General features: G+C 37.1%; 23 protein-coding genes. 16 read left to right on the forward strand and 7 right to left on the reverse strand.

Annotated elements, in window-relative coordinates; translation table 11 throughout:
• Nucleotides 1–81: 81 nt before the first annotated feature.
• Complete coding sequence (locus tag ORI89_RS18145; protein WP_268231939.1) at nt 82–861, reverse strand: MBL fold metallo-hydrolase; 780 nt, start codon at nt 859–861, stop codon at nt 82–84.
• 115 nt (nt 862–976) lie between these two features.
• On the opposite strand from ORI89_RS18145, the gene recJ reads away from it, so the two are divergent.
• The 4 genes from recJ to ORI89_RS18165 all read left to right on the forward strand — a co-directional run bounded on the left by recJ (nt 977) and on the right by ORI89_RS18165 (nt 6,107).
• Nucleotides 977–2,671 (forward strand): single-stranded-DNA-specific exonuclease RecJ, encoded by a 1,695-nt coding sequence (gene recJ / locus ORI89_RS18150; protein WP_268231940.1) that lies wholly within the window; start codon nt 977–979, stop codon nt 2,669–2,671.
• A 35-nt stretch (nt 2,672–2,706) separates the two neighbouring features.
• Nucleotides 2,707–3,441 (forward strand): LPS export ABC transporter ATP-binding protein, encoded by a 735-nt coding sequence (lptB, locus tag ORI89_RS18155; RefSeq protein WP_268231941.1) that lies wholly within the window; start codon nt 2,707–2,709, stop codon nt 3,439–3,441.
• Nucleotides 3,442–3,462: 21 nt separating this feature from the next.
• Nucleotides 3,463–4,977, forward strand: coding sequence for a GH3 auxin-responsive promoter family protein (locus tag ORI89_RS18160; protein ID WP_268231942.1), 1,515 nt, complete (start codon nt 3,463–3,465; stop codon nt 4,975–4,977).
• A gap of 62 nt (nt 4,978–5,039) precedes the next feature.
• Entirely contained in the window at nt 5,040–6,107 is a 1,068-nt protein-coding gene (locus tag ORI89_RS18165) for a branched-chain amino acid aminotransferase (RefSeq protein WP_268231943.1), read from the forward strand.
• A gap of 46 nt (nt 6,108–6,153) precedes the next feature.
• Here ORI89_RS18165 and miaA read toward each other — a convergent pair whose 3' ends face one another.
• From miaA to pdxA, 4 genes are all read right to left on the reverse strand, one after another.
• Entirely contained in the window at nt 6,154–7,065 is a 912-nt protein-coding gene (gene miaA, locus ORI89_RS18170; protein WP_268231944.1) for a tRNA (adenosine(37)-N6)-dimethylallyltransferase MiaA, read from the reverse strand.
• Nucleotides 7,066–7,128: 63 nt separating this feature from the next.
• Nucleotides 7,129–7,710 (reverse strand): IS1096 element passenger TnpR family protein, encoded by a 582-nt coding sequence (locus ORI89_RS18175; RefSeq protein WP_268231945.1) that lies wholly within the window; start codon nt 7,708–7,710, stop codon nt 7,129–7,131.
• Nucleotides 7,711–7,795: 85 nt separating this feature from the next.
• On the reverse strand, nt 7,796–9,217 hold the full coding sequence (locus tag ORI89_RS18180; protein WP_268231998.1) for a CCA tRNA nucleotidyltransferase: 1,422 nt from the start codon (nt 9,215–9,217) through the stop codon (nt 7,796–7,798).
• A 154-nt stretch (nt 9,218–9,371) separates the two neighbouring features.
• Nucleotides 9,372–10,427, reverse strand: a complete 1,056-nt coding sequence (pdxA, locus tag ORI89_RS18185) for a 4-hydroxythreonine-4-phosphate dehydrogenase PdxA (protein WP_268231946.1) — start codon at nt 10,425–10,427, stop codon at nt 9,372–9,374.
• Nucleotides 10,428–10,702: 275 nt separating this feature from the next.
• Here pdxA and rsmA point away from each other — a divergent pair, with 275 nt between their 5' ends.
• From rsmA to ORI89_RS18200, 3 genes are read left to right on the forward strand one after another with little or no spacing between them, the layout of a single operon-like run.
• Entirely contained in the window at nt 10,703–11,482 is a 780-nt protein-coding gene (rsmA, locus tag ORI89_RS18190) for a 16S rRNA (adenine(1518)-N(6)/adenine(1519)-N(6))-dimethyltransferase RsmA (RefSeq protein WP_268231999.1), read from the forward strand.
• Between the two features lie 19 nt (nt 11,483–11,501).
• On the forward strand, nt 11,502–12,680 hold the full coding sequence (locus ORI89_RS18195; protein WP_268231947.1) for an FAD-dependent monooxygenase: 1,179 nt from the start codon (nt 11,502–11,504) through the stop codon (nt 12,678–12,680).
• Nucleotides 12,681–12,698: 18 nt separating this feature from the next.
• On the forward strand, nt 12,699–13,628 hold the full coding sequence (locus ORI89_RS18200; RefSeq protein WP_268231948.1) for an NAD(P)-dependent oxidoreductase: 930 nt from the start codon (nt 12,699–12,701) through the stop codon (nt 13,626–13,628).
• Here ORI89_RS18200 and ORI89_RS18205 read toward each other — a convergent pair.
• Nucleotides 13,617–14,492, reverse strand: a complete 876-nt coding sequence (locus tag ORI89_RS18205) for a hypothetical protein (protein WP_268231949.1) — start codon at nt 14,490–14,492, stop codon at nt 13,617–13,619. The genes ORI89_RS18200 and ORI89_RS18205 overlap by 12 nt on opposite strands.
• A 174-nt stretch (nt 14,493–14,666) precedes the next feature.
• Here ORI89_RS18205 and acs point away from each other — a divergent pair, with 174 nt between their 5' ends.
• The 8 genes from acs (at nt 14,667) to mnhG (ending at nt 22,639) form a co-directional block, all read left to right on the forward strand.
• The gene (acs, locus tag ORI89_RS18210; RefSeq protein ID WP_268231950.1) at nt 14,667–16,586 is read left to right on the forward strand and encodes an acetate--CoA ligase; all 1,920 of its coding nucleotides are present in this window, start codon (nt 14,667–14,669) and stop codon (nt 16,584–16,586) included.
• 272 nt (nt 16,587–16,858) lie between these two features.
• Nucleotides 16,859–19,168 (forward strand): hydrogen gas-evolving membrane-bound hydrogenase subunit E, encoded by a 2,310-nt coding sequence (gene mbhE, locus ORI89_RS18215; protein ID WP_268231951.1) that lies wholly within the window; start codon nt 16,859–16,861, stop codon nt 19,166–19,168.
• A gap of 3 nt (nt 19,169–19,171) precedes the next feature.
• Entirely contained in the window at nt 19,172–19,579 is a 408-nt protein-coding gene (locus ORI89_RS18220; RefSeq protein WP_268231952.1) for a Na+/H+ antiporter subunit B, read from the forward strand.
• A gap of 3 nt (nt 19,580–19,582) precedes the next feature.
• Nucleotides 19,583–19,945 carry a Na+/H+ antiporter subunit C gene (locus ORI89_RS18225; protein ID WP_268231953.1) on the forward strand — a complete coding sequence of 121 codons (363 nt, stop codon included), beginning with the start codon at nt 19,583–19,585 and terminating at the stop codon, nt 19,943–19,945.
• Nucleotides 19,942–21,447, forward strand: a complete 1,506-nt coding sequence (locus ORI89_RS18230) for a proton-conducting transporter transmembrane domain-containing protein (protein ID WP_268231954.1) — start codon at nt 19,942–19,944, stop codon at nt 21,445–21,447. Before ORI89_RS18225 ends, ORI89_RS18230 begins: the two co-directional genes overlap by 4 nt.
• 31 nt (nt 21,448–21,478) lie before the next feature.
• Nucleotides 21,479–21,955: a Na+/H+ antiporter subunit E gene (locus tag ORI89_RS18235; protein WP_268231955.1), complete on the forward strand. Its 477-nt coding sequence runs from the start codon at nt 21,479–21,481 to the stop codon at nt 21,953–21,955.
• A complete protein-coding gene (locus ORI89_RS18240) occupies nt 21,952–22,227 on the forward strand; it encodes a monovalent cation/H+ antiporter complex subunit F (RefSeq protein WP_268231956.1) in 276 nt (91 codons plus the stop codon). Before ORI89_RS18235 ends, ORI89_RS18240 begins: the two co-directional genes overlap by 4 nt.
• Nucleotides 22,220–22,639, forward strand: coding sequence for a monovalent cation/H(+) antiporter subunit G (gene mnhG, locus ORI89_RS18245; protein WP_268231957.1), 420 nt, complete (start codon nt 22,220–22,222; stop codon nt 22,637–22,639). Before ORI89_RS18240 ends, mnhG begins: the two co-directional genes overlap by 8 nt.
• Before the next feature lie 6 nt (nt 22,640–22,645).
• On the opposite strand, the gene ORI89_RS18250 is transcribed toward mnhG, so the two are convergent.
• Nucleotides 22,646–23,740, reverse strand: coding sequence for a lactonase family protein (locus ORI89_RS18250; RefSeq protein ID WP_268231958.1), 1,095 nt, complete (start codon nt 23,738–23,740; stop codon nt 22,646–22,648).
• A gap of 410 nt (nt 23,741–24,150) precedes the next feature.
• Between ORI89_RS18250 and ORI89_RS18255 the strand changes: the two genes are divergently transcribed.
• The gene (locus tag ORI89_RS18255; protein WP_268231959.1) at nt 24,151–25,515 is read left to right on the forward strand and encodes a peptidylprolyl isomerase; all 1,365 of its coding nucleotides are present in this window, start codon (nt 24,151–24,153) and stop codon (nt 25,513–25,515) included.
• Nucleotides 25,516–25,584 lie beyond the last annotated feature (69 nt).

The raw sequence follows: 25,584 nt of genomic DNA on the forward strand, positions 1-25,584 counted from the left end.
TCAACCAATAAAGGTAAAAAAATAATAAGTAAAACGCCAATACATCCAATTATAAATCAATTGATAGCATTATCTTACTTTCTATTTTGCTTCGACGATTCTATAGCTTCCGTCAACCGTTTGCTCCGCTACCCCAATAGCTATAGTCTTAGAGTGATAGAACAGATAAACCTGTTCATTTGTTTTACCTTCCTCCCAATATTTCTCACGAAGGTCACGAGCTTTACGCCCGTCATAGTCATATTTAGCAATAAAATTTTTAAATATTTCCACTGGGTCCGACAACACATCACCTGCAAAGAAGTAATTATGCCCCCCAGTATTTATGCGAAACGCTTGGTGAAAAGGCGTATGTGCGCCATTAACCTCATAAGATATCTGGTTATTAATCTCTCCGTCTCCATCCAACAGTACTAAATTTCCGCTCCTTTGGATAACATCGAATATTTCGGTTTTATAAGAAGGATTTTCTCCGCTAAACGCATTTTCCCATTCTCCTCTTTGTACAAAATATTCTGCATTAGGGAATGCAACACGTGCCTGACCATCTTGAAAATCGACCATCCCACCCGTGTGATCTTTATGTAAATGAGACATTAAAACATAATTTACGTCTTCCGGATCGAAACCTAGTTTTTTAATGTTTTGGTGAATAAGTAATTCTCCGGCTGCATCAGTAAAGCCTAGACCTGTATCACATAAAATCAAACCATTTTCTGAGACAATTAAAAAAGGATGCACATGCACAAAAATAGATCCTTTTCTATCTTTAGGATCATCTTTTTTTGGATCGAAAGGAATAAATTCTTTAGTAATATCAACCGAGAAAGAGCCTTCGTAAAGGGAGTAAGCCTGAATCATTTTATTTATTTTATAAACAAGTAGATTAGAGCCGCTTGCGCTGGGCACCTAACTACTTCATTAGGTAAACCAATTAACAAAACGTATATTTACACGTAAATACAACCACAAAGGTATGCAAAAAAGGTGGGTAGTTAAGCCAAAAAATGACATCCAGAAAATCAATAAACTCCGTGACGAATTGGGTATAAACCCCATCCTAGCTGATTTATTACTCAATCGCAATATTCATACTTTTGAACAGGCTAAAAATTTCTTCAAGCCTTTGCTAAGTGGTCTACACGACCCTTTTCTAATGAAAGATATGCATAGTGCTATTTATAGAATTGAGCAAGCTATAGGCAATAAAGAAAAAATATTAATATATGGTGATTACGACGTGGATGGAACCACAGCTGTATCTATAGTTTACAGTTTTTTTCGAGAATACACGTCCGGCATTGAGTTTTATATTCCTGATAGATACAGCGAAGGATATGGTATTTCTACACAAGGCATCGACTATGCTGCTGCTAATGGTTTTTCGTTAATTATTGCTTTAGACTGTGGAATAAAAGCTGTTCAAAAAGTAGCTTATGCAAAAGCTAAAAATATAGATTTTATAATCGGCGACCACCACTTACCAGGAGATACAATTCCAGACGCCGTAGCTGTGCTGGATCCCAAAAGAGAAGACTGTACTTATCCGTATAAAGAGTTATCCGGCTGTGGAATTGGCTTTAAGATCATTCAGGCTTTCATTCTTAAGAATGAAATGGACATGAATTTAGCTTATCAGTTTTTAGATTTGGTGGCTGTGAGTATTGCTTCGGATATTGTCCCCATAACTGGCGAGAATAGAATACTTACCTATTATGGTTTAAAAAAACTAAATACTAACCCTAATTTTGGTCTGCAAGCACTTATTAACTTGTCATCCAATAAAACAGGAAGTTTTTCTGTCAACGATATTATTTTTCAAATAGGCCCCCGAATTAATGCAGCAGGAAGGATAGAGCATGCTAAAGATGCTGTAAAACTTTTAATTGCAAAATCTTTACAAGAGGCTGTTGAATATTCGGAAACGGTAGATGATCAAAATAATGTCCGTAAAGACTTTGATTTAAAAATAACAGAAGAGGCTTTAGAACTTATCGATAATTCAACTGTATTGAAAAAGCGAAAATCTACCGTACTCTTTAAAGAGGATTGGCACAAGGGTGTAATAGGTATTGTTGCCTCCCGATTAATTGAGCGCTATTATAAACCTACGGTAATTTTAACAGAAACGAACGGTTATATAGCAGGCTCTGCCCGTTCAGTTCTCGGCTTTGACCTTTATGAAGCATTGAGCGCATGCAGCGAGCTGCTAGATCAATATGGCGGACATAAATACGCTGCGGGATTGACGATGCCAAAAGCAAATATCGAAGAGTTTCAAAAAAAATTTGAGCAAGTTGTAAGTGATAGTATCAAGCCTGAAATGCTACAACAGGAAGTCAGTATAGAAGCAGAGATGGACCTACGCAATATTGACAATAAGTTTTATCAGATTTTAAAAAGATTCAAACCTTTTGGCCCGCAGAATGAAGCTCCTGTACTCATGTCAAAAGCAGTCATAGGTCACGGCTATATTGTGGGTACAAACCACATTAAAATAACAATCAAACAAGAGGATTCTCCCTCCTATGATTGTATTGGTTTTGGCCTTGCAGCACATATTGATTATATCAACTCCGGTAGGCCTTTTGATGTCTGTTACAGCATAGAAGAAAATAATTGGCGAGGCAAAAAGAATTTGCAGTTAAATATTAAAGGAATACATTATTAAAAATATATTTGTGGTCAAACGTTTTCAATATACAAATGATATTAAGAGCTGAAAATCTAGTAAAAAAGTATAAGCAACGTACAGTTGTTAATGATGTATCGTTTCACGTCGAACAAGGGGAAATTGTTGGACTGTTGGGTCCAAACGGTGCGGGAAAGACAACATCTTTTTACATGATAGTCGGTTTAATTAAACCTAATGACGGTCATGTATATCTAGACAACAAAGAAATTACCCAGGATGCTATGTACCAACGTGCTCAAAAGGGAATCGGGTATCTAGCACAAGAAGCTTCTGTTTTCCGAAAGCTCTCTGTAGAAAACAATATACTAGCTGTTCTCGAAATTCATTATCCTAATAAAGAAGAACGCTTAGCCATGCTTGAAGAGCTTTTATCTGAATTTAGCTTACACCGTGTGCGCAAAAACAGAGGCGACTTGCTTTCAGGGGGAGAACGACGACGAACAGAGATAGCAAGAGCATTAGCTGCGAACCCTAGCTTTATTCTTCTAGATGAGCCCTTTGCTGGCGTCGACCCTATAGCTGTTGAAGAGATTCAGAGCATTGTTTCCAAGTTAAAACGCAAAAATATCGGCATACTTATAACAGATCATAATGTTCAAGAAACGCTATCGATCACTGACCGTGCTTATTTATTAACCGAAGGAAAAATAATGCTTACAGGCACACCAGAAGAAATTGCAGAAAACGAGTTGGCACGAACCTACTACTTAGGCAGAAATTTCGAGTTGAGAAGAAAGAAATTGTAACAAAACAAACATCAACACACTATGGCACTTTTAAACTCCTTGTTCACATGGATCATGAAAAAGCGAATTCATCAAATTGAGCTTTTCATGAAATACCCCCATGATGTGCAGGATGAATGGTTTCAAAGTTTAATTTCTACAGCGGAAGCTACTGAATGGGGGAAAAAACACGACTATACAAGTATTTTAACACCTGAAGAATACAAAGCGAGAGTCCCTATTCAGGATTATGATGACGTGAAAGTTTATATTGATCGGATGATAAAGGGTGAGCAGAATATTTTATGGCCTTCGGATATAAAGTGGTTTGCAAAATCATCCGGCACAACCTCTGACCGTTCAAAATTCATCCCCGTTAGTATGGAGGCTTTAGAAGACTGTCATTACCAAGGCGGCAAAGACATGCTATCTATCTATTGCCATAATAAGCCAGATAATAAAGTCTTTATGGGCAAATCTGTTGTTATAGGCGGGTCATCACAGATCAACAATTTTAGCCCAGATTCTTATTATGGCGATCTATCTTCTATTTTGATACGAAATTTACCTTTTTGGGCTGAATTTAAACGAACACCTAATTTAGAAGTAACCTTAAACCCAAACTTTGAAGAAAAAATCGAGCAGATAGCTCAAATTACTATCAAAGAAGATGTGACAAGCCTAGCAGGAGTACCTACGTGGAATATTGTTATGGCTAAACGCATTCTCGAAATAACAGGAAAAGACAACCTGTTGGAAGTATGGCCAAACCTCGAGCTTTATACGCATGGAGGTGTTAGCTTCAAGCCATACCGTGAACAGTTTAAGCAGTTAATTCCTTCTGATAACATGTATTATTTAGAAAACTATAATGCATCAGAAGGTTATTTTGGTCTACAAGATCAATCAGATTCGGAGGATCTTCTTCTTATGCTGGATTATGGCATATACTATGAGTTTCTTCCTATGGAAAATGCAGAAGACGAAAACCCTAGAACATTAGCTTTGCATGAGGTAGAGTTGGGCAAAAATTATGCGCTCATTATTTCCACCAATGCAGGTTTATGGCGCTATAAAATTGGTGATACCATTAAATTTACAAACCTATCTCCTTATCGGTTCCAAATATCAGGTCGCACGAAACATTATATTAATGCATTTGGTGAGGAATTAATCGTAGACAACGCCGAAAAAGCATTAGCAAAAGCTTGCCAGCTAACCAATGCCAGTATAAAAGACTATACAGCAGGCCCTGTGTACTTTAACGGCAACAAAGCAGGCGCCCATGAATGGATTATTGAATTTGAGCATCAACCTACTGACTTTAAAATATTTTCCGAAATACTAGATAGTACGCTGCGTGAAATAAACTCTGACTATGACGCCAAACGCTATAAAGATATGGCACTTACTTTCCCGATCATACACAATGCTAAAGAAGATACTTTTTACCTCTGGATGAAATCACGGGGTAAACTTGGCGGACAAAATAAGGTTCCCCGCCTTGCGAACAATCGTGAATATGTAGATGCTTTACTAAAGGTAATGCAAGCTTAAAAAGTTTGAGTAGGAAAATAATCTTTCTTTTTCTAACTTGCACGTATTAAACACAAAATTTGATGAACACAATAAATAGCTTCCCCATTCAAATAGAGAAGACAAAACAATCAAGATTATCACAGGTAGATTTTCAAAATCTGAAGTTTGGACAGGTTATGTCTGACCATATGCTTGTTGCAAATTATGAAAACGGCACCTGGACAGACGTCAGTATAGTTCCTTACGGAGATTTATCTATCAGTCCTTCACTTTCTGCTTTACATTACGGACAAGCTATTTTTGAAGGAATAAAAGCGTATAAATTTGCAGACAACACTGTAAGTATATTCCGTCCTGACCAAAACTGGGATCGTTTTAATAAGTCGGCATCCCGACTACAAATGCCAGAAGTACCGGAAGGAATATTTATAGAAGGACTGAAAAAGCTATTGGATGTCGATAGAGACTGGGTTCCATCATTAACAGGCACAGCGTTATATATACGTCCTTTCATGTTTGCTACCGAGGCAGCATTAGGTGTACATCCTTCTATCTCTTATAAGTTTATTATTATCACTTGTCCAGTAGGGGCTTATTATAGCAAGCCAATCAGTTTAAAAGTAGAGACTTTTTATACTCGAGCTGCAGCTGGAGGTGTTGGTTTTTCGAAAAATGCAGGTAACTACGCATTGTCCTTGTATCCTACACAACTGGCCAATGATGAGAGTTACGATCAGATTATGTGGACTGATGCAGCAGAACATAAATATATTGAAGAGGCAGGAACCGCAAACTTAATTTTCAGAATAGGTGATAAAATCATTACTCCACACGGTGACACTATACTACATGGTGTAACTAGGCGTACTATCATCGCGTTGGCAGATAAGTGGGGGTATCAAACAGAGCAACGTAATGTATCGGTAGCTGAACTTTTGGAAGGTATTGATAACGGAACGGTGACTGAGGCGTTTGCAGCAGGAACCGCCGCAACTATCACCCACATCTCACGCATAGGCTATAATGGAAAAGATTACCAGCTACCTCCTGTAGAAGGACGTGATTTCTCTAACAAAGTTTTAAACTATTTAGATGACTTACGTTATGGTAAAATAGAAGATCCATTCGGGTGGAATACAATAGTATAAAATATAAAAGCCGAAAAGAAATCTTTTCGGCTTTTATATTTTATAACTACTTGACAGATCGATCTACGAAGCCAATAATATCATTTATATTCTGCGGCTCAAACCATATAGTATTACCATATTTTTTAAACCAAGTAATCTGTCTTTTTGCATATTTTCGTGAATTTTGTTTCACTTTGTCAATAGCTTCTTCTAAACTCAAAACACCATCTAAATAATCGAAAAATTCCGCATAGCCTACTGTCAATAAAGCAGGCTGCTTCCTATACTGGACAAGCCGTTTCACTTCTTCAAGTAGCCCCTGCTCCATCATGTGATCAACCCGCTTATTAATTCGGTCATAAAGTTGTGCCCTATCCATGTTAAGCCCAATTGTCAGGACCTTAAAAGGACGTTTGTCAACATTACTTTTTTGAAATGAAGACATAGGCATACCACTAACTTCAAAAACTTCTAACGCCCTAATTATACGCTGCGGATTACCAATATCTGTCTGTGTATAATAGACCGGATCAATCTCCTTCAACTTCTCTTGCAGAAATAATAAACCTTTCTGTTCATATAGTTTATTATAATGCTCCCGTATTGCAGCAGGGGCTTTTGGTAGATCGTCCAAACCTTCACACAACGCTCTGACAAACAGCCCAGAACCTCCCACCATTACGACTATTTCATTGCTAGAAAATAGTTTATCCAACAAAACTAATGCGTCCCGTTCAAAATCACCTGCAGAATATACTTCAGCAATACTATGAGAATCTATAAAATGATGTTTTGCTTCTGCTAATTCCTGTTCACTGGGTTTTGCTGTTCCAATGTTCATTTCTTTATAAAACTGACGCGAGTCTGCCGATATAATTTCTGTTTTATAATGTTTAGCTAAAGCAATAGCCATAGCCGTTTTCCCCACAGCGGTAGGTCCGACCACAACAAGAAGTAATTTTTCTTTTTTTAGCATAGTAAAAAAATACCTTAAGCGCTATGCCTAAGGTATGTATTTATTTTTCTTATTTAAATCTCCTTAATATTCATCAAAGCTTTGACTAGGCTGATCGCCTTCTTGGGTTTCTTCATCATCGAACATATCGAACTCATCTTCTTCATCAACGCCATATTCCGTATCATCTTCAACTACTTCCTCCTCATCATCGTCTTCATCCAAGCCTTCTGTATTAAGAGGAAAGTTAGCCGCGGCAGCCTGCTTAGGAGCATCGCCTATTGCTCTAAAAATAGCAGGATACTCTTTCCCTTCTTCCTCTTTCAATATTTTAATGAGCTCCACATGAAATTCATAAGGACGATCGAAGTTATATATATAATAGAATTTTTGATGTGGATCATCAATAAACTTGCTTAATCGGATATCCTCCATTTTAAGCACAGCATTAGCTATTTTACGGTCAGTGGGTAAATACGCTATCTCAGTTCCTTTCTTCCATTGGTCATTGCTGACGTAGAAAGACGAAGACACGGCCGCTTGATAACCCGTCGATTTATGAATTGCTTCATGGAGTTCTAGAAAAGTGCCCTTGGAAGGCATATCTATCTCTCTGTACACGTCTTCATAATCTTCAAAAGTTACACGAAATCTGTAAATTGCCATTATTACTTCTAAAATCTAATAGTTAACATTAGGCACTAAAAACCGTGCCTTTATTATATTGTCCGAAAAACACTATAGTTTTCAATTACGAATGTACAAGATTTTTCACCAACTTAAGACCAAGTTGTTGCCCTTTCTCTTTCACGTACGTTAATGCTTGTTCTCTTGTATTTGCAATTTCACCTTCTAAAATTGCTTCACGCATGCTGTTCTTGATCGTGCCTATTATACGCCCTGGGCCAAGATCAAATAGTTGCATAATATCTTCGCCACTAACAGGAGGTTGCCAGTTGCGGATTTGATCCCGCTCTTCAACATCTTTAAGTTTTTGTTTTACCAGCTCGAAATTATCTCTATACTTTTTGCGCTTAAAATCATTTTTTGTTGTCACATCAGCATGACAAAGCAACATCAGGGCATCAATGTCATCCCCTGCTTCGAACAGTAACCTTCTGACTGCTGAATCAGTAATAATTGCCTGCGCAAGAACAATAGGACGCAAATGAAGTTGAACAAGTTTTTGCACAAATTTCATTTTTTCATTCAATGGCAGCTTGAGGTCGGCAAATAATTTAGGAACCATTCTAGCACCTTTATCTTCATGCCCATGAAATGTCCACCCTACCCTTTTATCAAAACGTTTCGTTGCAGGTTTTGCAATATCATGCATAATGGCGGCCCATCGCAGCCAAAGATCATCTGAAACAGTAGATACATTATCCAAAACCTCTAAAGTATGATAAAAATTATCTTTGTGTCCTTTGCCATCAATAATATCTACACCGGCTAATTCATCCATAGCAGGGAAAATATATTTTAATAATCCTGTATCAAATAGATACTTAAACCCCAACGATGGCTTAGGTGAAAGTATTATTTTATTAAGCTCATCAGTAATGCGTTCTTTGGAAATAATTTTTATCCTCTCTGCATTCTCTGCTATTGCTTTAACAGCCTGTATATCCACCTTGAAGTTCAGCTGCGTAGCAAAACGTATAGCGCGCATCATTCGCAACGGATCATCTGAAAAAGTGATATTCGGATCAAGCGGCGTTCGTATTACCCGATTTTCTATATCCTTTAAGCCTGAAAATGGATCTACTAGTTGGCCATAACGGCTTTCATTCAAAGAGTAAGCCATGGCATTGATCGTAAAATCTCGACGATTTTGATCATCTTCTAATGTACCGTCCTCAACAATAGGATTACGCGAATTAGATCTGTAAGACTCTTTCCGGGCGCCAACAAATTCCACATTAATTTGGTCATATACCAACATTGCTGTTCCGAAACTTTTATAAACAGTAACTTTTGTTCCTAACTGCTCCCCTAATTTCGTTGCGAAATCTACACCACTGCCTAAAACAACAACATCCACATCATTTTTAAAAGGACGTCCCATAATATGGTCACGAACATAGCCGCCAATTACGTAACAGTCTATTTGCTCTTTATCAGCTAATTCTTGGATTTTTTTAAAAATGGGATGTTGTAAATTCTCTTGCATGGTATTATTTTTAGGCGTACAGCCTATATCAATTTGCAAAAATAAAGATTTTTTAATAGATATTGGCATTATAGCCTGCTCATCTATTTAATAAAGCAGAACTATTTATCCTTACGAAAACAATTGATTATTTAAATTATTCAATCGTAAATAACTAATCTCGATCCCTAGATAACCTTTTAAACAACAACGGATTAGAAGACAACTCAGCTTGTTCTCTACGTCTCTTAACAATATGAACAGCAGTAAACAATGCTTCCATAAATGACGCTTCCGAGGCTAAATTTTTTCCAGCGATGTCGAAACCTGTTCCATGATCGGGGGAGGTTCGCACAATAGGGAGACCGGCAGTAAAATTCACTCCCTTATGGGCAGCTATATGCTTAAAAGGGATAAGTCCCTGATCGTGATACATAGCTAGAACCCCATCAAACTTTAAGAAAGTATCCGTTGCAAAAAAGCCGTCAGCAGGGTATGGTCCAAAACAAAACACTCCCTGCTCATTTGCTTTCTCTATAGCAGGGCGAATGATCTCCTCATCTTCTGTTCCGATTAGTCCGTTATCTCCTGCGTGGGGGTTTAATCCAAGTACGGCTATTTTCGGTTTTTGTATCCAAAAATCAGACTTTAGACTAGCATTCATCAATTTAAGCTTCTGGATAATAGCATCTTCAGATATCGATTTGGCCACCTCACTAACTGGTATATGGCCAGTTACTACGCCTACTCGCAACTCATCGCTAATCATGAACATCAATACATCGGTAGCTCCTGTCTTAGCCTGTAAATATTCGGTATGTCCCGGAAAGTTGAAACCATCTTGCTGGATATTTAATTTATTGATAGGTGCCGTCACTAATGCATCTATCTTACCTGCATTTAAATCTTCCATAGCTCTTTCTAATGATAAGAAAGCGTATTTACCACCTTCCTCGGTCTGTTCACCTAGGGTCAATTTGACATCTTCCTGCCAACAGTTTATAATATTAGGACGTTTTGAGTTTGCTTGTTCCGGCGAGTTAATAACCTGAAAGCTAAAATCTTGAATACCTATAGCTTTTCGGTGGAATGAAGCAATTTTGGTACTACCATATACAATGGGTGTAAAAAATTCCAGTATACGATTATCCATCAAAGATTTAATAATAATCTCTAAACCTATACCATTAACATCTCCAACAGTAATACCAATTTTTAATTTTTCATCCATATTAAAAAAGCTTTAGATCAAAAATACACATTTTAAGGTAATAATAAAGATTCAACAGAAACGAAACAGTTTTACCTTACTGATGACCCGCACAATAAAATTGTTTTTTTAATAAGGATCTATCATTTACCAAAAAGACCTATTCACGAATATTTCACAAAAGACTATCTTTGTATAAACATTTTATAACGGGGTATTATAACGATCTCTAATTAACAGGCCTACGAGCAAGTTATTATAAAATGTTTATTTTAAACATCACTTCAAGCATCTCTATGAGTACTGTACGCGCTAAAAAACACCTTGGTCAACATTTTTTAAATGACAAAAATGCTGCACAAAAAATAGTCGAAGCATTAGAACCTACCCTGGGTTTTAAGCAAGTATTAGAAGTAGGCCCTGGTATGGGAGTACTTACAGATTTTTTAATTGAGAAGTCTGATTATGAAACTTGGATGATTGATGTAGACGAAGAGTCTGTAGAATATCTGGCGGACAAGTACCCCGAATTGGGCGACCGTCTTATTCATGGAGATTTCTTAGCACTGGACTTTTCAGCTCATTTTAAAGATAAAATGGCGGTAATAGGAAACTTTCCATACAATATTTCGTCACAGATCTTATTTAAGATCCTTGAAGAACGGCAGCGGGTTGTACAAATGGTGGGTATGTTTCAAAAAGAAGTCGCGGAGCGCTGTGTGGCCAAGCCGGGAAGTAAAGAGTATGGTATATTGAGCGTTTTCTTACAAGCTTATTACAATTTGGAGTATCTATTTACAGTGAAAGCTGGTGCTTTTACTCCGCCGCCTAAAGTCTTATCAGGAGTTATCCGGATGACCCGCAACGATCGGGTGTCTTTAGATTGTGACGAGAAACTTTTTTGGCGCATAGTAAAGGCAGCTTTCAACCAACGTAGAAAAACATTACGCAATGCATTGTCATCTGTTGTACCTAAAGACAAAATGAGCGACAATGCACTTTATGAACTCCGGGCAGAGCGGCTTTCAGTTCATGATTTTGAGGCATTAACACAGGAAATAAAAACAGCCCTATAGGTATCAATTATATTGTAAGATGAATTTTAAAAGCACGCATACAAATATAGAAATCGCTATTATTGGTGGCGGAGTAGCTGGGTTATGTACAGCAATAGCTTTGAAAGACATCGGAATACGAGTTACTGTCTACGAGCGCGTCAATCAATTAAAAGGTTTGGGCGCTGGCTTTGGTTTAGCTGCAAACGCTATGCAGGCCTTAGCGTATTTGGGACTACGAGAAGGGGTTGAAAAAATTGGCCATTTTCTGGATTCTTATAATATTTTAGATCATCAAGGTCGGATTTTGTTATCTCCAGATACTAGCCTACTTAGTGATAGGTATCAGGAAGATAATTTTGCTATACACCGGGCTGATTTGCATCGATTTTTAATAGATCAGCTTCCTAAGGAATGTATAATATTAGGTAAAGAGGCCATAAAAATCAGTGAAAAAGAAGAAAAAACGATAATACACTTTGCTGACGGTACCTCTGCAAATGTAGATGCAGTCATAGTGGCGGACGGTGTCCATTCAAAAATAAGGCGGCAAATTATTCCGACAGCTAGCACTCGTTATTCCGGTTATACGTGTTGGCGAGGCGTGATAAGTAATTCGACTGTTAAATTAAAGAGCTCTAGTGAAACTTGGGGGCCTGCAGGCCGCTTTGGAATGACGCCGTTAGTAAATGGCCGTATTTATTGGTATGCTTGTATCAATGCCCCGGAGAAGTCTCCTTTATACAAAACATATAAAACAGCAGATTTGCTGCGTGTTTTTAAAAACTACCATGCCCCGATCCCCAAAATCATCGGAGAGACAGATGACGAGCAGTTGCTATGGAATGACATTGTAGATATTGCACCTCTTAAGAAATTAGCCTATAATAAGATTCTCTTCATAGGCGATGCCGGGCATGCTACTACACCAAACATGGGTCAGGGTGCCTGCCAGGCTATTGAAGATGCGGTAGTTTTGCAGGATGAATTAAAAAAGAGCAAAAACATAGTTCAATCTTTTCAGCAATTTGAACAAAGACGATTAAAACGCACACGCTACATTACGAACACATCCTGGCAAATAGGCAAAGTAGCGCAATGGGACAGTATATTCATGATTGGTTTCCGCAATACAATCATGAGATTATTACCCGATAGCATTAAGCAAATTCAATTAAGAAAGTTATTAAATGAAGACTTCATGTCTACCCATAAATAACTTATAACTCTATGATAAATGAATACCAGAATTTTAATCGTTGACGATATCCATGAAGTATTGCTCAAAGAGCTTAAAAACAAAAAAATTGCTTTTGATTACCATCCTGATTTTTCAAGACAGGATGCAGAAAAAGTCATTGCCCAATATACAGGTCTAATCATTCGCTCTAAATTCAACGTCGATCAAGCTTTTATAGATTTCGCTCCCAACCTCTCTTTTATAGCACGTGCGGGGGCAGGAATGGATAATATAGACGAACAATACGCCTTAAAAAATAATATTGCACTAATCGCTGCCAATGAAGGAAATTGTGATGCCGTTGCTGAGCATATGATAGGTATGCTGTTAAATTTAATGAACAACATGAACCGTAGTCACCACGAAATTGCCAATGGAAAATGGCTCCGTGAAGCAAATCGGGGATATGAACTGAAAGGTCGTACCGTCGCTTTAATTGGTTATGGACATAACGGTCAAGCAATGGCAAAAAAACTGTCTGGTTTTGATGTGAAAGTTATTGCTTATGACAAATATAAAACAGGATTCTCTGACAGTTATGCACAGGAGGTTTCTATGGAAGAAGTTGTGAAACATGCTGATGTATTAAGTTTTCATATTCCTTTAACCCGAGAAACAACAAAAATGGTAGATGAGGAGTATTTATTTCATTTCCGGAAACCTATTTTTATCCTAATGGGTGCACGAGGCGGCATTGTTGATATCCCCGCAGTTTTACACTACCTCGATAATAAGCGTATTCTTGGGGCTGCTTTTGATGTCCTACCCGTTGAAAAATTCCCAGCACTGTACGATCAGGAGTGGTATAAAGATTTAATTGAGCGAGAGAATGTACTATTAAGTCCGCATGTAGCTGGCTGGACCTTTGAAAGTTATTATAAACTATCTGCGGTCTTGGCTAGAAAAATAATAAAACTACTTACATAAGACAGTACTTAGTACAACTAATATGAACTGTATTATTATTGCAACATCTAAAAGATAAACATCGTGATAGTGTTTTCGGGGTCTAAATAAATAAAAGTAAAACAATAATACGATCAAAAGATTTGTCAGTAATACTCCCCATTTAACGGCCAAAGGAAAGTCAATAAAAAGCACACCAACACTATGTATCAACAATAAACAATAACATAATTTCTGGGCTCGAATTCTACCCAGTTTATTGGGCAAAGTCTGTAAACCATAATAATTATCTTGCTTAATATCTCTTATATCAAACGGAAGGGTACAGATGATGATGAACAGAAATTTTAATAGAGCAAAGCCATATAAAAACTTTACTTCTATAAGCTGATCTCTTACATATAGATCTATAACGGGGAGCAATACCGCACTTAATGTCCAAATAAGTGCAATATGAAAAATTTTAACAAGAGGGAATTGCCTCAACCCTACCTTACGTCCCTTGTAAGGAACAATAGGTATTACATAAGCTAACGATAGAATACCTAATACGATTAGAAACAACAAATTATAAATATGCAGTTGAAAGATCGCATACAAAAATAAACAGGTTGCACCTGCTGTATTAAACCAGAACAACCACATATGAGAAAAAACCCATCGGGTTCTGGGAAAAGGTGATGATAGCGGAACCTTAGGCTTTGCCAGGTAAAAACTCAAGTTATACAGTAGTAAGGTTGATGCTCCCTCAGCCGCCAATATATAGTAGTTTGTGGATGCTGAAAAAATAATATAAGTTAATGCACACTGTGCTGCTGCAGCAAATGCTATTAAAATATTTGTATAGATTAGAAAATAGTATGTTTTTTTTATGAGATCCATCATAATAAAAGTAAGAAATTGCTTATTTGTTTATAGAGCTATGTTTATTTTTCTACTTTTAAAATTGATAATAATGGCAAAAAAAACTAAATTAGCCTTATCATATTCAAAAAAGACAAACCTAGATAAATACCTGTCTGTTTTGAATAAATATTTAAAATAAATTTTACCGTAAGTATGAACCTACAGATTAAAAGTTTTGAGGAGTATCAAGACGCGTATAAATATAGCGTTGAAAAACCAGAGGCGTTTTGGGGAGAAATTGCTGATAATTTCTTTTGGAAAAGAAAATGGAACAATGTATTAAATTGGAATTTCAGCGAGCCTGATATTAAGTGGTTTGAAGGAGGTAAGTTAAATATTACTGAAAACTGTTTAGATCGTCATATTTATCAATTAGGCGATAAACCAGCCATCATATGGGAGCCAAACGACCCAAACGAAGCACATCGTGTTTTGTCTTATAAGCAACTACTTGAAAAAGTTGAAAGTTTTGCCACTGTTCTTAAAAACAACAATGTAAAAAAAGGTGATCGTGTTTGTATTTACCTCCCGATGGTTCCCGAATTAGTAATCGCGGTATTAGCCTGTGCTCGCATAGGAGCGATTCACTCGGTTGTATTTGGTGGTTTTTCAGCACAATCTATTGCTGATCGTATTAACGACGCTAATTGTAAACTAGTTGTCACAGCAGATGGTGGATTTAGAGCGAATAAAGTATTAGAGCTGAAATCTATTGTTGATGATGCTTTAATGCAATGCAGCTCTGTAGAGCGCGTTATCGTGCTGACACGTACACGCACACCTATTTCTATGATTAAAGGTCGTGATGTATGGTGGGAAGATGAGATTAAAAAAGTAGAAACAATGGGGAACCCTGCATGTCCAGCTGAGGAGATGGACTCAGAAGATCCTTTATTTATACTTTACACATCAGGATCCACCGGAAAACCGAAAGGTGTGGTACATACTACAGGTGGGTATATGGTCTATACAGGCTATACCTTTTCTAATGTTTTCCAATATCAAACAGGCGAAGTATATTTCTGTACAGCCGATATCGGCTGGATTACTGGCCATAGCTACATCGTATATGGTCCCCTTTCTCAAGGAGCAACTTCACTAATGTTTGAAGGAACACCTACCTACCCTGATGCAGGCAGACTTTGGGATATTGTAGAAAAGCATAAAGTTAATATTCTTTATACTGCGCCCACAGCAATTCGCTCTTTGATGGCCTTTGGCGATGAGTTTTTAGAAGGAAAAGATTTAAGCAGCATCAAAAAACTAGGTTCAGTGGGAGAGCCAATTAATGAAGAAGCGTGGAATTGGTACAATGAAAAGATAGGAAAAGGAGAAGCTCCAATTGTAGATACTTGGTGGCAAACAGAAAATGGAGGAATACTAATTTCCCCATTGGCAGGTATCACGCCCACAATTCCTAGTTACGCTATGTTGCCTCTTCCAGGTGTTCAGCCTTGCCTGATGGATGAAAACGGGGTTGAGTTGCAAGGAAATGATATTTCAGGTAATCTGTGTATTAAATTCCCATGGCCAGGTATGTTGCGCACAACTTGGGGAGACCATAAACGCTGTCGGGAAACGTACTTTGCTACGTATGAAAACATGTATTTTACAGGTGATGGTTGTTACCGTAGCCCAGAAGGATATTACAGAATTACAGGACGTGTTGATGACGTATTAAACGTATCAGGGCACCGTATCGGAACAGCAGAGGTAGAAAATGCTATTAATATGCACTCTGATGTGGTAGAATCTGCAATTGTAGGATACCCACACCCTGTAAAAGGTCAAGGTATTTATGCGTACGTTATTGCCAATCATCATATTGACGAGAACGGTACACGCCAGGATATCCTACAAACTATTACGCGATTAATCGGTGCTATCGCAAAACCGGATATCATTCAATTTGTTACAGACTTACCAAAGACAAGATCAGGTAAAATAATGCGTAGGATCTTACGAAAAATAGCGGAGGGTGAAATCAAGAGCTTAGGAGATATTTCTACACTACAGGATCCAACCGTCGTTGAGTCAATTATTGAAGGTTCGAAAAAACACCTAAATAAATAGAATTTTTATATTATTTGTCCATAACGGGGCCTCTACATCGCAGTAGAAGCCCCGTTGTTATAAATGTGTTTTTGTAAACTTATCATACGAAGCAACAGAGAACCTCTATAAACTAACTCATTACACACCCTTCACTTTTTTAGCACAAATAAGCACAAGAAACAAAAGACATAATTATGTAGTTTAAATTTAATTTTGTAATAAAATCAAACAAAAACGTCTTATTTTTTTCTTATTTTTATGACGTTTACAAAAAATATATTTAAGACTGCATGCTATTTACTGTTTTAACAGGATTAATAACATCGAGCCTTTTAGTTCCTTTCGGCAAGTTTATTAGAACGAAGGGTAGTATTATACTCCCTTTTATACCTGTACTTCTTTTCCTTTTTTATGTTCTTCACATACCTTCGGTAGCTGTAGGCACAAACTTTACGCAAAATATCCCTTGGGTTCCAAGTTTAGGCGCTAATCTTGATTTTCGTTTAGATGGTTTATCCTTACTGTTTGCCTTATTGATAACAGGAATAGGTAGTGCAATTTTTATTTATGCGCGTTCCTACTTAAAAGGCCATCCTTATTTTGATCGTTTTTTCGCCTACTTATTGCTCTTTATGAGTGCAATGTTAGGATTAGTACTTTCCAACAACATTCTGATACTATTTGTATTTTGGGAACTAACAAGTATCAGTTCATTCTTTCTAATCGGCTTTAATAACGATAATAGTGATTCACGAAAAAGTGCATTAACGGCTTTAAGTATAACAGGGTTAGGTGGTTTCTTTCTACTCGCTGGTCTCATTATATTAGGGAATATCAGTGGAACTTTTATAATAAGTGAACTATTTTCTAAACGAGAACTTATTCTGGCTCATCCCCTAGCACCGCTCGCCACTATATTATTATTTGTAGGCGCTTTTACAAAATCGGCTCAATTTCCTTTTCATTTCTGGTTGCCCGGAGCTATGAAAGCCCCAACGCCTGTGTCTGCTTATTTACACTCGGCTACCATGGTAAAAGCAGGCATTTACCTTCTTGCACGTTTTACTCCTATCCTTGGAGGTACAGACCTTTGGTCTTATACGTTAATCATAGTTGGTGGTTTTACAATGCTTTATGCAGCCATACATTCTTTGTTCCGAACAGATCTTAAAGCAATTCTAGCTTACTCTACGATCTCAGCTTTAGGTATACTGACTTTCTTACTAGGTTTAGGTAGTACAGAAGCTATTATAGCCGCTAGTGTCTTTATCGTCGTTCATGCTTTATATAAAGCAACTCTTTTTATGACTACAGGTATAATCGATCATGAAGCGCATACCCGAGATATAAGTGTTTTAGCAGGCTTACGCCAGGTTATGCTACCTGTCTTTATTGCGGGACTATTAGCTGCTTTATCCAGCGCAGGCTTGCCGCTTACTTTTGGCTTTATCGGAAAAGATTTAATTTATGACGCAGGATTAAACCAAAAAGATAACTTGACAACATTATGGACATCCCTAGCCGTATTGACCAATGTTTGCCTTGTTGCTGCAGGTTTTATGGCAGGCATCAAGCCTTTCGTGGGACAACTCCCTGATACTTTTTCTAAAATAAAATTACCTTCTTTAGCACTATGGCTTCCCCCTTTAACACTAGCTATACTAGGTATTTTCTTTGGTCTTTTTCCACATATTGCTGGAGAATATTTAAGCCAGCAGACAACAAACAGTATATTAGGTTATAATACAACAGTAAATTTAAAAATATGGCACGGGTTTAACACCGTGTTACTACTCAGTGTTCTAACACTTGTATTAGGTTCTATTATATATATATTCAACAAACCTAGCGCCTTAAAATTAGCGCGAATAGAAAGATTTAACTATTTATCGCCAGAATTTCTGACAAAAAAAATAGGCTCGGCAATAACACAATTCTCTTGCTGGTATACCGCTTTGATTCATGATGGTTATTTACGATCATATCACTTTAAAATTATAATCTTCGCCGAACTTTTACTAGGTTATAAACTATGGATAAGCGGTCCTATCAACTTAGATTTTAACGCATTAACTCCCCTTTCCTGGTATGAGGTCGGGATTATCATTATGCTAATTGGCGCTTTGTATATTATAGTAAGCACTAAATCTCGGTTAACCTCGGTAGTTGCGTCCAGTGTTATCGGATATTGTATTTCTCTTCTTTTCGTTGTTTATAGTGCACCAGACCTAGCTTTGACACAATTTACGATAGACACCTTAACAACTGTTTTATTTGTTTTAGTGCTCTATAAGCTACCTGCCTTTCTTAAGCTCGCTAGTAATCGCATATTAATTAGGGACGCCATTGTAGCATTAGGTTTTGGCACCATTTTATCCTTAATTACGCTTAAAATTTTATACGAACCTAATACGATTGAAACCAGTAATTTTTATGGAAATAACGCTTACCTACTTGCTAAAGGAAAAAACGTTGTAAATATTATTCTAGTTGACTTTAGAGGTATAGATACATTATTTGAAACCGTAGTTCTAGCTGTAGCTGCTTTAGGTGTTTATAGTTTAATCAGGCTTCGTATGAAAGCATCAGAAAAAGAATAGTTTATGAAGAGTCCTATTTTACAAACAGCAACAAGATATTTATTACCGATTTTATTACTATTCTCCGTCTTTTTGCTTCTACGTGGGCATTATTACCCAGGAGGTGGCTTTGTCGGTGGATTAGTGGCATCCATAGCTTTTGTTCTCCATAGCTTTGCAAATGGCACAGCTGATACCCTTAAGATATTACGCTACCAACCCATTTCTTTCATTCCCATCGGTCTTTCATTACTCGTCTTAAGCACAGTGGCTCCCTTGTTGGGTGGACTACCTCCAATGACAGCTTTATGGTTTGAACAGCCTGTTCCGGTTATTGGGATGATTGGATCGGCACTTTTCTTTGACATAGGAGTATACCTAGTCGTAATAGGTGTCATTTTAACTATATTATTTACAATTGCATTAGACTAGTTCATGGAATTATTATTGACTTTAGTCTTAGGTCTTCTTTACGCAGCAGGTGTTTATCTCATACTCCGACGAAGTATGGTTAAACTTTTATTAGGCATTATGCTATTGGGCAATGGGACAAATTTATTGATCTTTTTATTGGGGAAACTCGTTAAAGGTCAACCACCTGTTATGGACGAATCAGTCAGTGTATTTAAAGATATATATGCTGATCCTATACCGCAGGCACTCATTCTAACCGCCATTGTAATTAGCTTTGGTATAACTTCCTTTGCTATTGTATTATTAAAGAGAGTTTACGCATTGGTAGACTCAGATGATTTGGATGATTTAAACACACCTGAAGAAGAGGAAGAAGATTTATGATAGACAACAATATTTTAGCACCCGTATTTATTCACCTTTTCACAGCAATCATTCAATTAATATGCTGGAGAAAAACCGTTACACAACGTGTGCTAAGCATCGGAGGAAGTGTTCTCGGACTTCTAGTCGCTATACGTCTATTCAACAGAGTAGACCAATCGGGAATTCTTACAATGAACGCAGCCAATTGGGATGCTCCCTTTGGTATTGTGTTTGTAGCAGACACATTAAGCACTACACTCGTGCTTTTAACATCGATTGTAGCCGTTGCAGTGTCTATGTTTTCAACCGTCGGCATCAGTAAAAAAAGGATGTTATACGGCTACTTCCCTATTTTTCATTTTTTAATACTTGGTTTAATCGGCGCCTTCTTAACAGGCGATATCTTTAACCTTTATGTGTTTTTTGAGGTCATTATCATTTCCTCATTTGTACTCATGACACTTGGTGGGCGAAAAGCACAACTCGAAGGTGGTGTTAAATACATGGCCATGAATATTTTGGCCTCCACATTTTTTCTAACAGGTATCGGTATAGTATATGGTTTAACAGGAACTTTAAACATGGCTGATCTTGCTATTAAGATTCAAGCTGTTGATAACCAAACGTTGGTTGGTCTGACGTCCTGTTTTTTCATCATTGGCTTTGGCATTAAATCAGCCGTCTTTCCCCTTTATTACTGGCTTCCCTCTTCCTACCACACTCCTCCTTCAGCAGTTGCTGCAACATTTGGAGGGCTGTTAACAAAAGTGGGCATTTACGCCATGTTAAGAATCTTTAGCCTCATTTTTATACCAGATGATTTTATGCAGAGCCTCCTCATGGTAATGGCTGTTTTCACAATTATAACCGGTAGTCTAGGAGCTCTTATAAAAAATAATATAAGGCGTCTCTTTTCTTATCTTATCGTCTGTCACATAGGCTTTCTAGTAGGAGGTATAGCTATGTTCAGCACAGTGGCTCTTACAGGAGTAATCTTTTATTTAATCCATGACATTATGGTTAAAACAAACATGTTCCTCATTGCTGGGTTAATTAGGCAGCTTAAAGGAACACTAGAAATGAACAGATTAGGAGGGCTTTATAAAGAATATCCAAAAATATCACTCCTGATTGCTGTTGTGTTATTTTCGCTTGTAGGCATACCTCCTCTTTCAGGTTTTTGGCCTAAAATATTCTTATTTCAAGAAGCATTTTCGCAAGAGCAATATATTTTTGCGTTGACCTTAATTATTGGCAGCTTTGTAACCTTATATGTTATAGCCAAAATGTGGGCACGGGTCTTTTGGAGAGATCAAGAAGAAGAGCGTACAGTCAATAGCAGTTTTGACTCTTTACAACCCTACCGAAAAGTACTGTTAGTTTTGCCTATTCTGATGTTAGCTACAGTAACCCTATTTATTGGGTTAAATGCCGAATATGTACTCAAAATAGCAAGCAAAATAGCAGCACAACTTATAGACACGGAGCCTTATATAAAAGCAGTGCTAGGAAACAGATAGATAAAATTTAATGAAAGTTAATTAAAATATAATGGTTAAAAATTTTCTAATGAACCTGCTGCTCTCCGGTATTTGGGTAGCTTTAACAGGTTCGCTCTATTATACAAACTTTTTATTCGGCTTTTTCTTAGGTTTCTTTATCCTATGGATTATGAACCGTGAGGAAGCGGATAAGCGTTATTTTACCCGCGTTCCAAAAATAATAATGTTTGCTTTTTATTTTTTATATCAATTACTAAAAGCGAACATGCAGGTAGCTTTTGATGTAATTACTCCACGCTACTTCTTTAAGCCAGGTATAGTAAGGTATCCCATGACTGCGGAGACTGATTTCGAAATTAACTTATTATCTATGATGATTTCGCTAACTCCTGGAACACTTATTATTGACGTCAGTGATGATAAAAAAGCAATTTACATACATGTCATGTACTTAACAGATCCTGAATCTTTTGTGAAGGAAACAAAAACAGGTTTAGAAAGAAGATTATTAGAGATATTGCGATGATTACTTTAGACACTTATTTTGATTACGTTATTCTGCCTATCTTATCCATATCGGCTCTCCTTGTGTTTATCAGATTACTTAAAGGCCCCGCTGTTGTCGACCGGGTAATTGCTTTAGACCTGATTATCACGATTGGGATTGGCATAATAACTGTTTATAGCATACGTATGGACCAAAAAGTACTCTTAGACGTAGCTATTATTCTCGCCCTTATAGCCTTTTTAGGCACAGTGGCTTTTTCATATTACATAGAAAAACAAAAAGATGATTGAAATAATAATAGGTTTAATAAGCACGATAGGTGCATTATCCATACTGTTTGCTTCTATAGGCATTTTACGTATGCCTGATTTTTACCTACGTTTGTCTGTTACTGTCAAAGCGTCTACATTAGGTGTAGGTCTTTTATTGGTGTGTGCGGCCATCGTATTTCCCGACGTATCAGTCACAACTAAAGCTATAGCTATTTTCTTCTTTTTACTGATTACAGCCCCGATTGCCGGACATATGATAGCCCGTTCCGCTTATTTTATAGGAACTCCTTTATGGAAAGGTACCATTGTTGATGAACTGGCAGGTATGTACAATAAGGAAACGCACGAATTGGAAAGTGACCCTGATCGTATAGACCCAAAAGAGGCTATACCTAATATAGCCTCCGATGATGAGAAACAGGAAGATTAATTCCTGTTAAAATAATATGCAGACTGGAGTCGGGACCTGGATTTCTTTATCTACGTCAGTCAGTTCACCTGTCAGTGAATCTCTTTCAAAAACAATGATATTATCACTTTCTTGGTTTGCTACCAACAAGTATTTACCATCAGGAGAAATATTAAAGTTTCTTGGCGTTTTACCTTTGGTTGGGTAAACTTTCTTTTTTTGAATCGCCCCTTCTTTATCTATTGCAAATAATGTGATTATATTGGCATCCCCCCTATTTGTAGCATAAATAAAATGACCGTCACTAGTCATCTTAATTTCGGCAGCCCCATTTGCTCCTACGAAATCATCGTTATTAATGGAAACACTTTGTACAAGCTCCCACTTATTAGCAATGCGTCGAAAATGAGCTATTTCCGCACTCATCTCTAATAACACATATAAGTTTTCTTCAGCTTTATCAAAAACCAGATGCCTCGGTCCGCCTCCCCCTGGTGTAGCTATCACTTCTTTCTCTTTCAAAACAAAATTATCCGCAATTTTCTCCACAGTGTATATGGTGACCACATCTCCACCTAAGTCCTGAACATAAACGCGTGTACCATCCTCACTAAAAAATGCAGAATGTATATGAGAAGCGTTCTGCCTATCTTTATCAGGTCCTGTTCTTTGCGATTGGATTTTTTGAATAACTTCGTCTAAGGCACCATTTTCCTGCAAAGAAAAAACTGTTAGAGACCCACTGCTATAGTTAGACACTGCAGCTATTGGGTATTTATTATTAATAGCCACATGGCATGATGAACTCCCTTCAGTAGGTATTGTATTAATATGAGAAAGTACACCGTCATCCACTTGAAATGCCAGTAAAGCAGCTGTATTAACATCACTTTCATCCACAGCATATAGCACCTTACCATTTTCAGAGCGTGCTAAGAAAGAAGGATTATTTGCTGTTGTAGTGGACTGCAATACACTTTCTCCTGTCTTTGGATTGAAGTTGTATAAATAAATCCCTTGACTACCCTTGTTCGTGTAGGTTCCCACAAACATAGGAATCTCCTGGGCATTAAGATGAAAGGCTGAAAAACAAAGTAACAAAGCCATAGATGTTATTTTCATGTATATATATTTATTTCGTATATTTTTTAAAAATAGCCCCCATAAAACATCCGCATTATATCAGCCTGCTGTATATATGACAATTTATATACAGCATTGTTTTTTGAAAACATAGATAAGACCTATATAAGGTAGGAATATTCAATATCGTACCTAATTTAATAAAAAAATAATAAATTAGTCTGCTTAGGCAGCTGTTAAATATGGTTAAAGCAAAGATAATTTTAACTTTTTTAATTATTTAGCCTATAAAGTTTTAGTAACTTTGGGACAGAAATATATTGTTTTTACAGTTTTAAAATATCAGGTGTCATTCACCAAGGTTTTTGAAATTAATTGCCCCTAGTGGAGCAGGTTGATTCGCACTGATGAAAACGGGTTTCATCTATAAAAAAGACATTTACAAAAAAATGAAGAAACACTTAAGTATAATATTTGCCTTAGTTTTTTTAAGCTTTCATAGCACAATAGCCCAAGGGCAGTTAGTAGATCGTGTCGTAGCCACAGTAGGTTCTAGTATCATCTTGCAATCCGATATCGAGATGCAATATGCGCAATATCTAGCTCAGGGCGAAAAACCAAACGAGAGTATCAAATGTTACTTACTTCAACAATTAATAACCCAAAAACTCCTATCACAGCAAGCCGCCATAGACTCTATTGAAGTCGGTGAAGCAGAAGTCGATGACAACCTAAATAGAAGAATGCAAATGATGGTTGGTCAAGCTGGCGGTAAAGAGCGATTGGAAGAGTTTTTAAATAGGTCTTTGTTGCAATATAAAGAAGAGATGCGCCCAAATATTCATGAGCAACTACGTGCTGAAAAAATGCAGATGAGTATCACATCTTCTTTAAACGTAACTCCACAAGAGGTGAAACGCTATTTTGAAAGCTTAAATCAAGATAGTCTTCCCTATTTTAACACCGAAGTTGAAATAGGAGAAATAGTAATAAACCCGGTATTAACGAAGGATGAAAAAGAAATTTATAGACAAAAAGTCGAAGGCTATAGGCAACAAATATTAAATGGTTCTGACTTTGCAACTGTAGCACGGTTATATTCTGAGGATTCCAAGGCGCCGTATGGTGGTGAATCGGGTTTCCAAACCCGTGATATATGGGCAAAGGAATTCTCAGCTATGGCCTTTAAATTAAAAGAAGGCGAAATATCTCCAGTGTTCGAAACACAATTTGGATACCACATCCTTCAGGTTTTACAGCGCCGAGGAGAAGAAGTTAATGTTCGGTATATTGTTATTATCCCCAAACCTACTCCTGCCAGTCTAGAGCGAGCCAAAGCAAAAATTGATAGTATTTACGACCGTGTAACTAGTGGAAAAATTGGTTTCCACACCGCAGCCTCTCTTTATTCAGATAATAAAGAGACTAAATATACCGGAGGTATGATCATTAACAAAGAAGATAACACTGGGCTGATACCGATGGACATGCTTGATCGTGCAACATTTACAGCTATAGACCCGTTAAAAGTCGGTGATTACTCGAAATCTTTTATATCCACAGATCGTATGGGGCAGCAAGTGTACAAGTTTATGTACCTTAAATCGAGAATTGCTCCGCACCAAGCTAATCTAGAACAGGACTTTGCTAAAATTCAAGAAGCAGCAAGACAGGACAAAATTCATAGAACATTAAGTGAATGGTTTGAGCTACGAAAAAGAACAACATTCATTAATATTGATAATGACTTCTTAAAATGTAATGAGCTAAAAATATGGCTAGACGATGAAGAAAAGATTGCTACAACAAAATAAATAAAGTGTATAAAAAAAGCGTCTGATTATAATTATGATCAGACGCTTTTTTTATACACTGTTAATTAA

Origin of the sequence: Sphingobacterium sp. UT-1RO-CII-1 (assembly GCF_026711005.1) — a bacterium.
Taxonomy (GTDB): Bacteria; Bacteroidota; Bacteroidia; order Sphingobacteriales; family Sphingobacteriaceae; genus Sphingobacterium.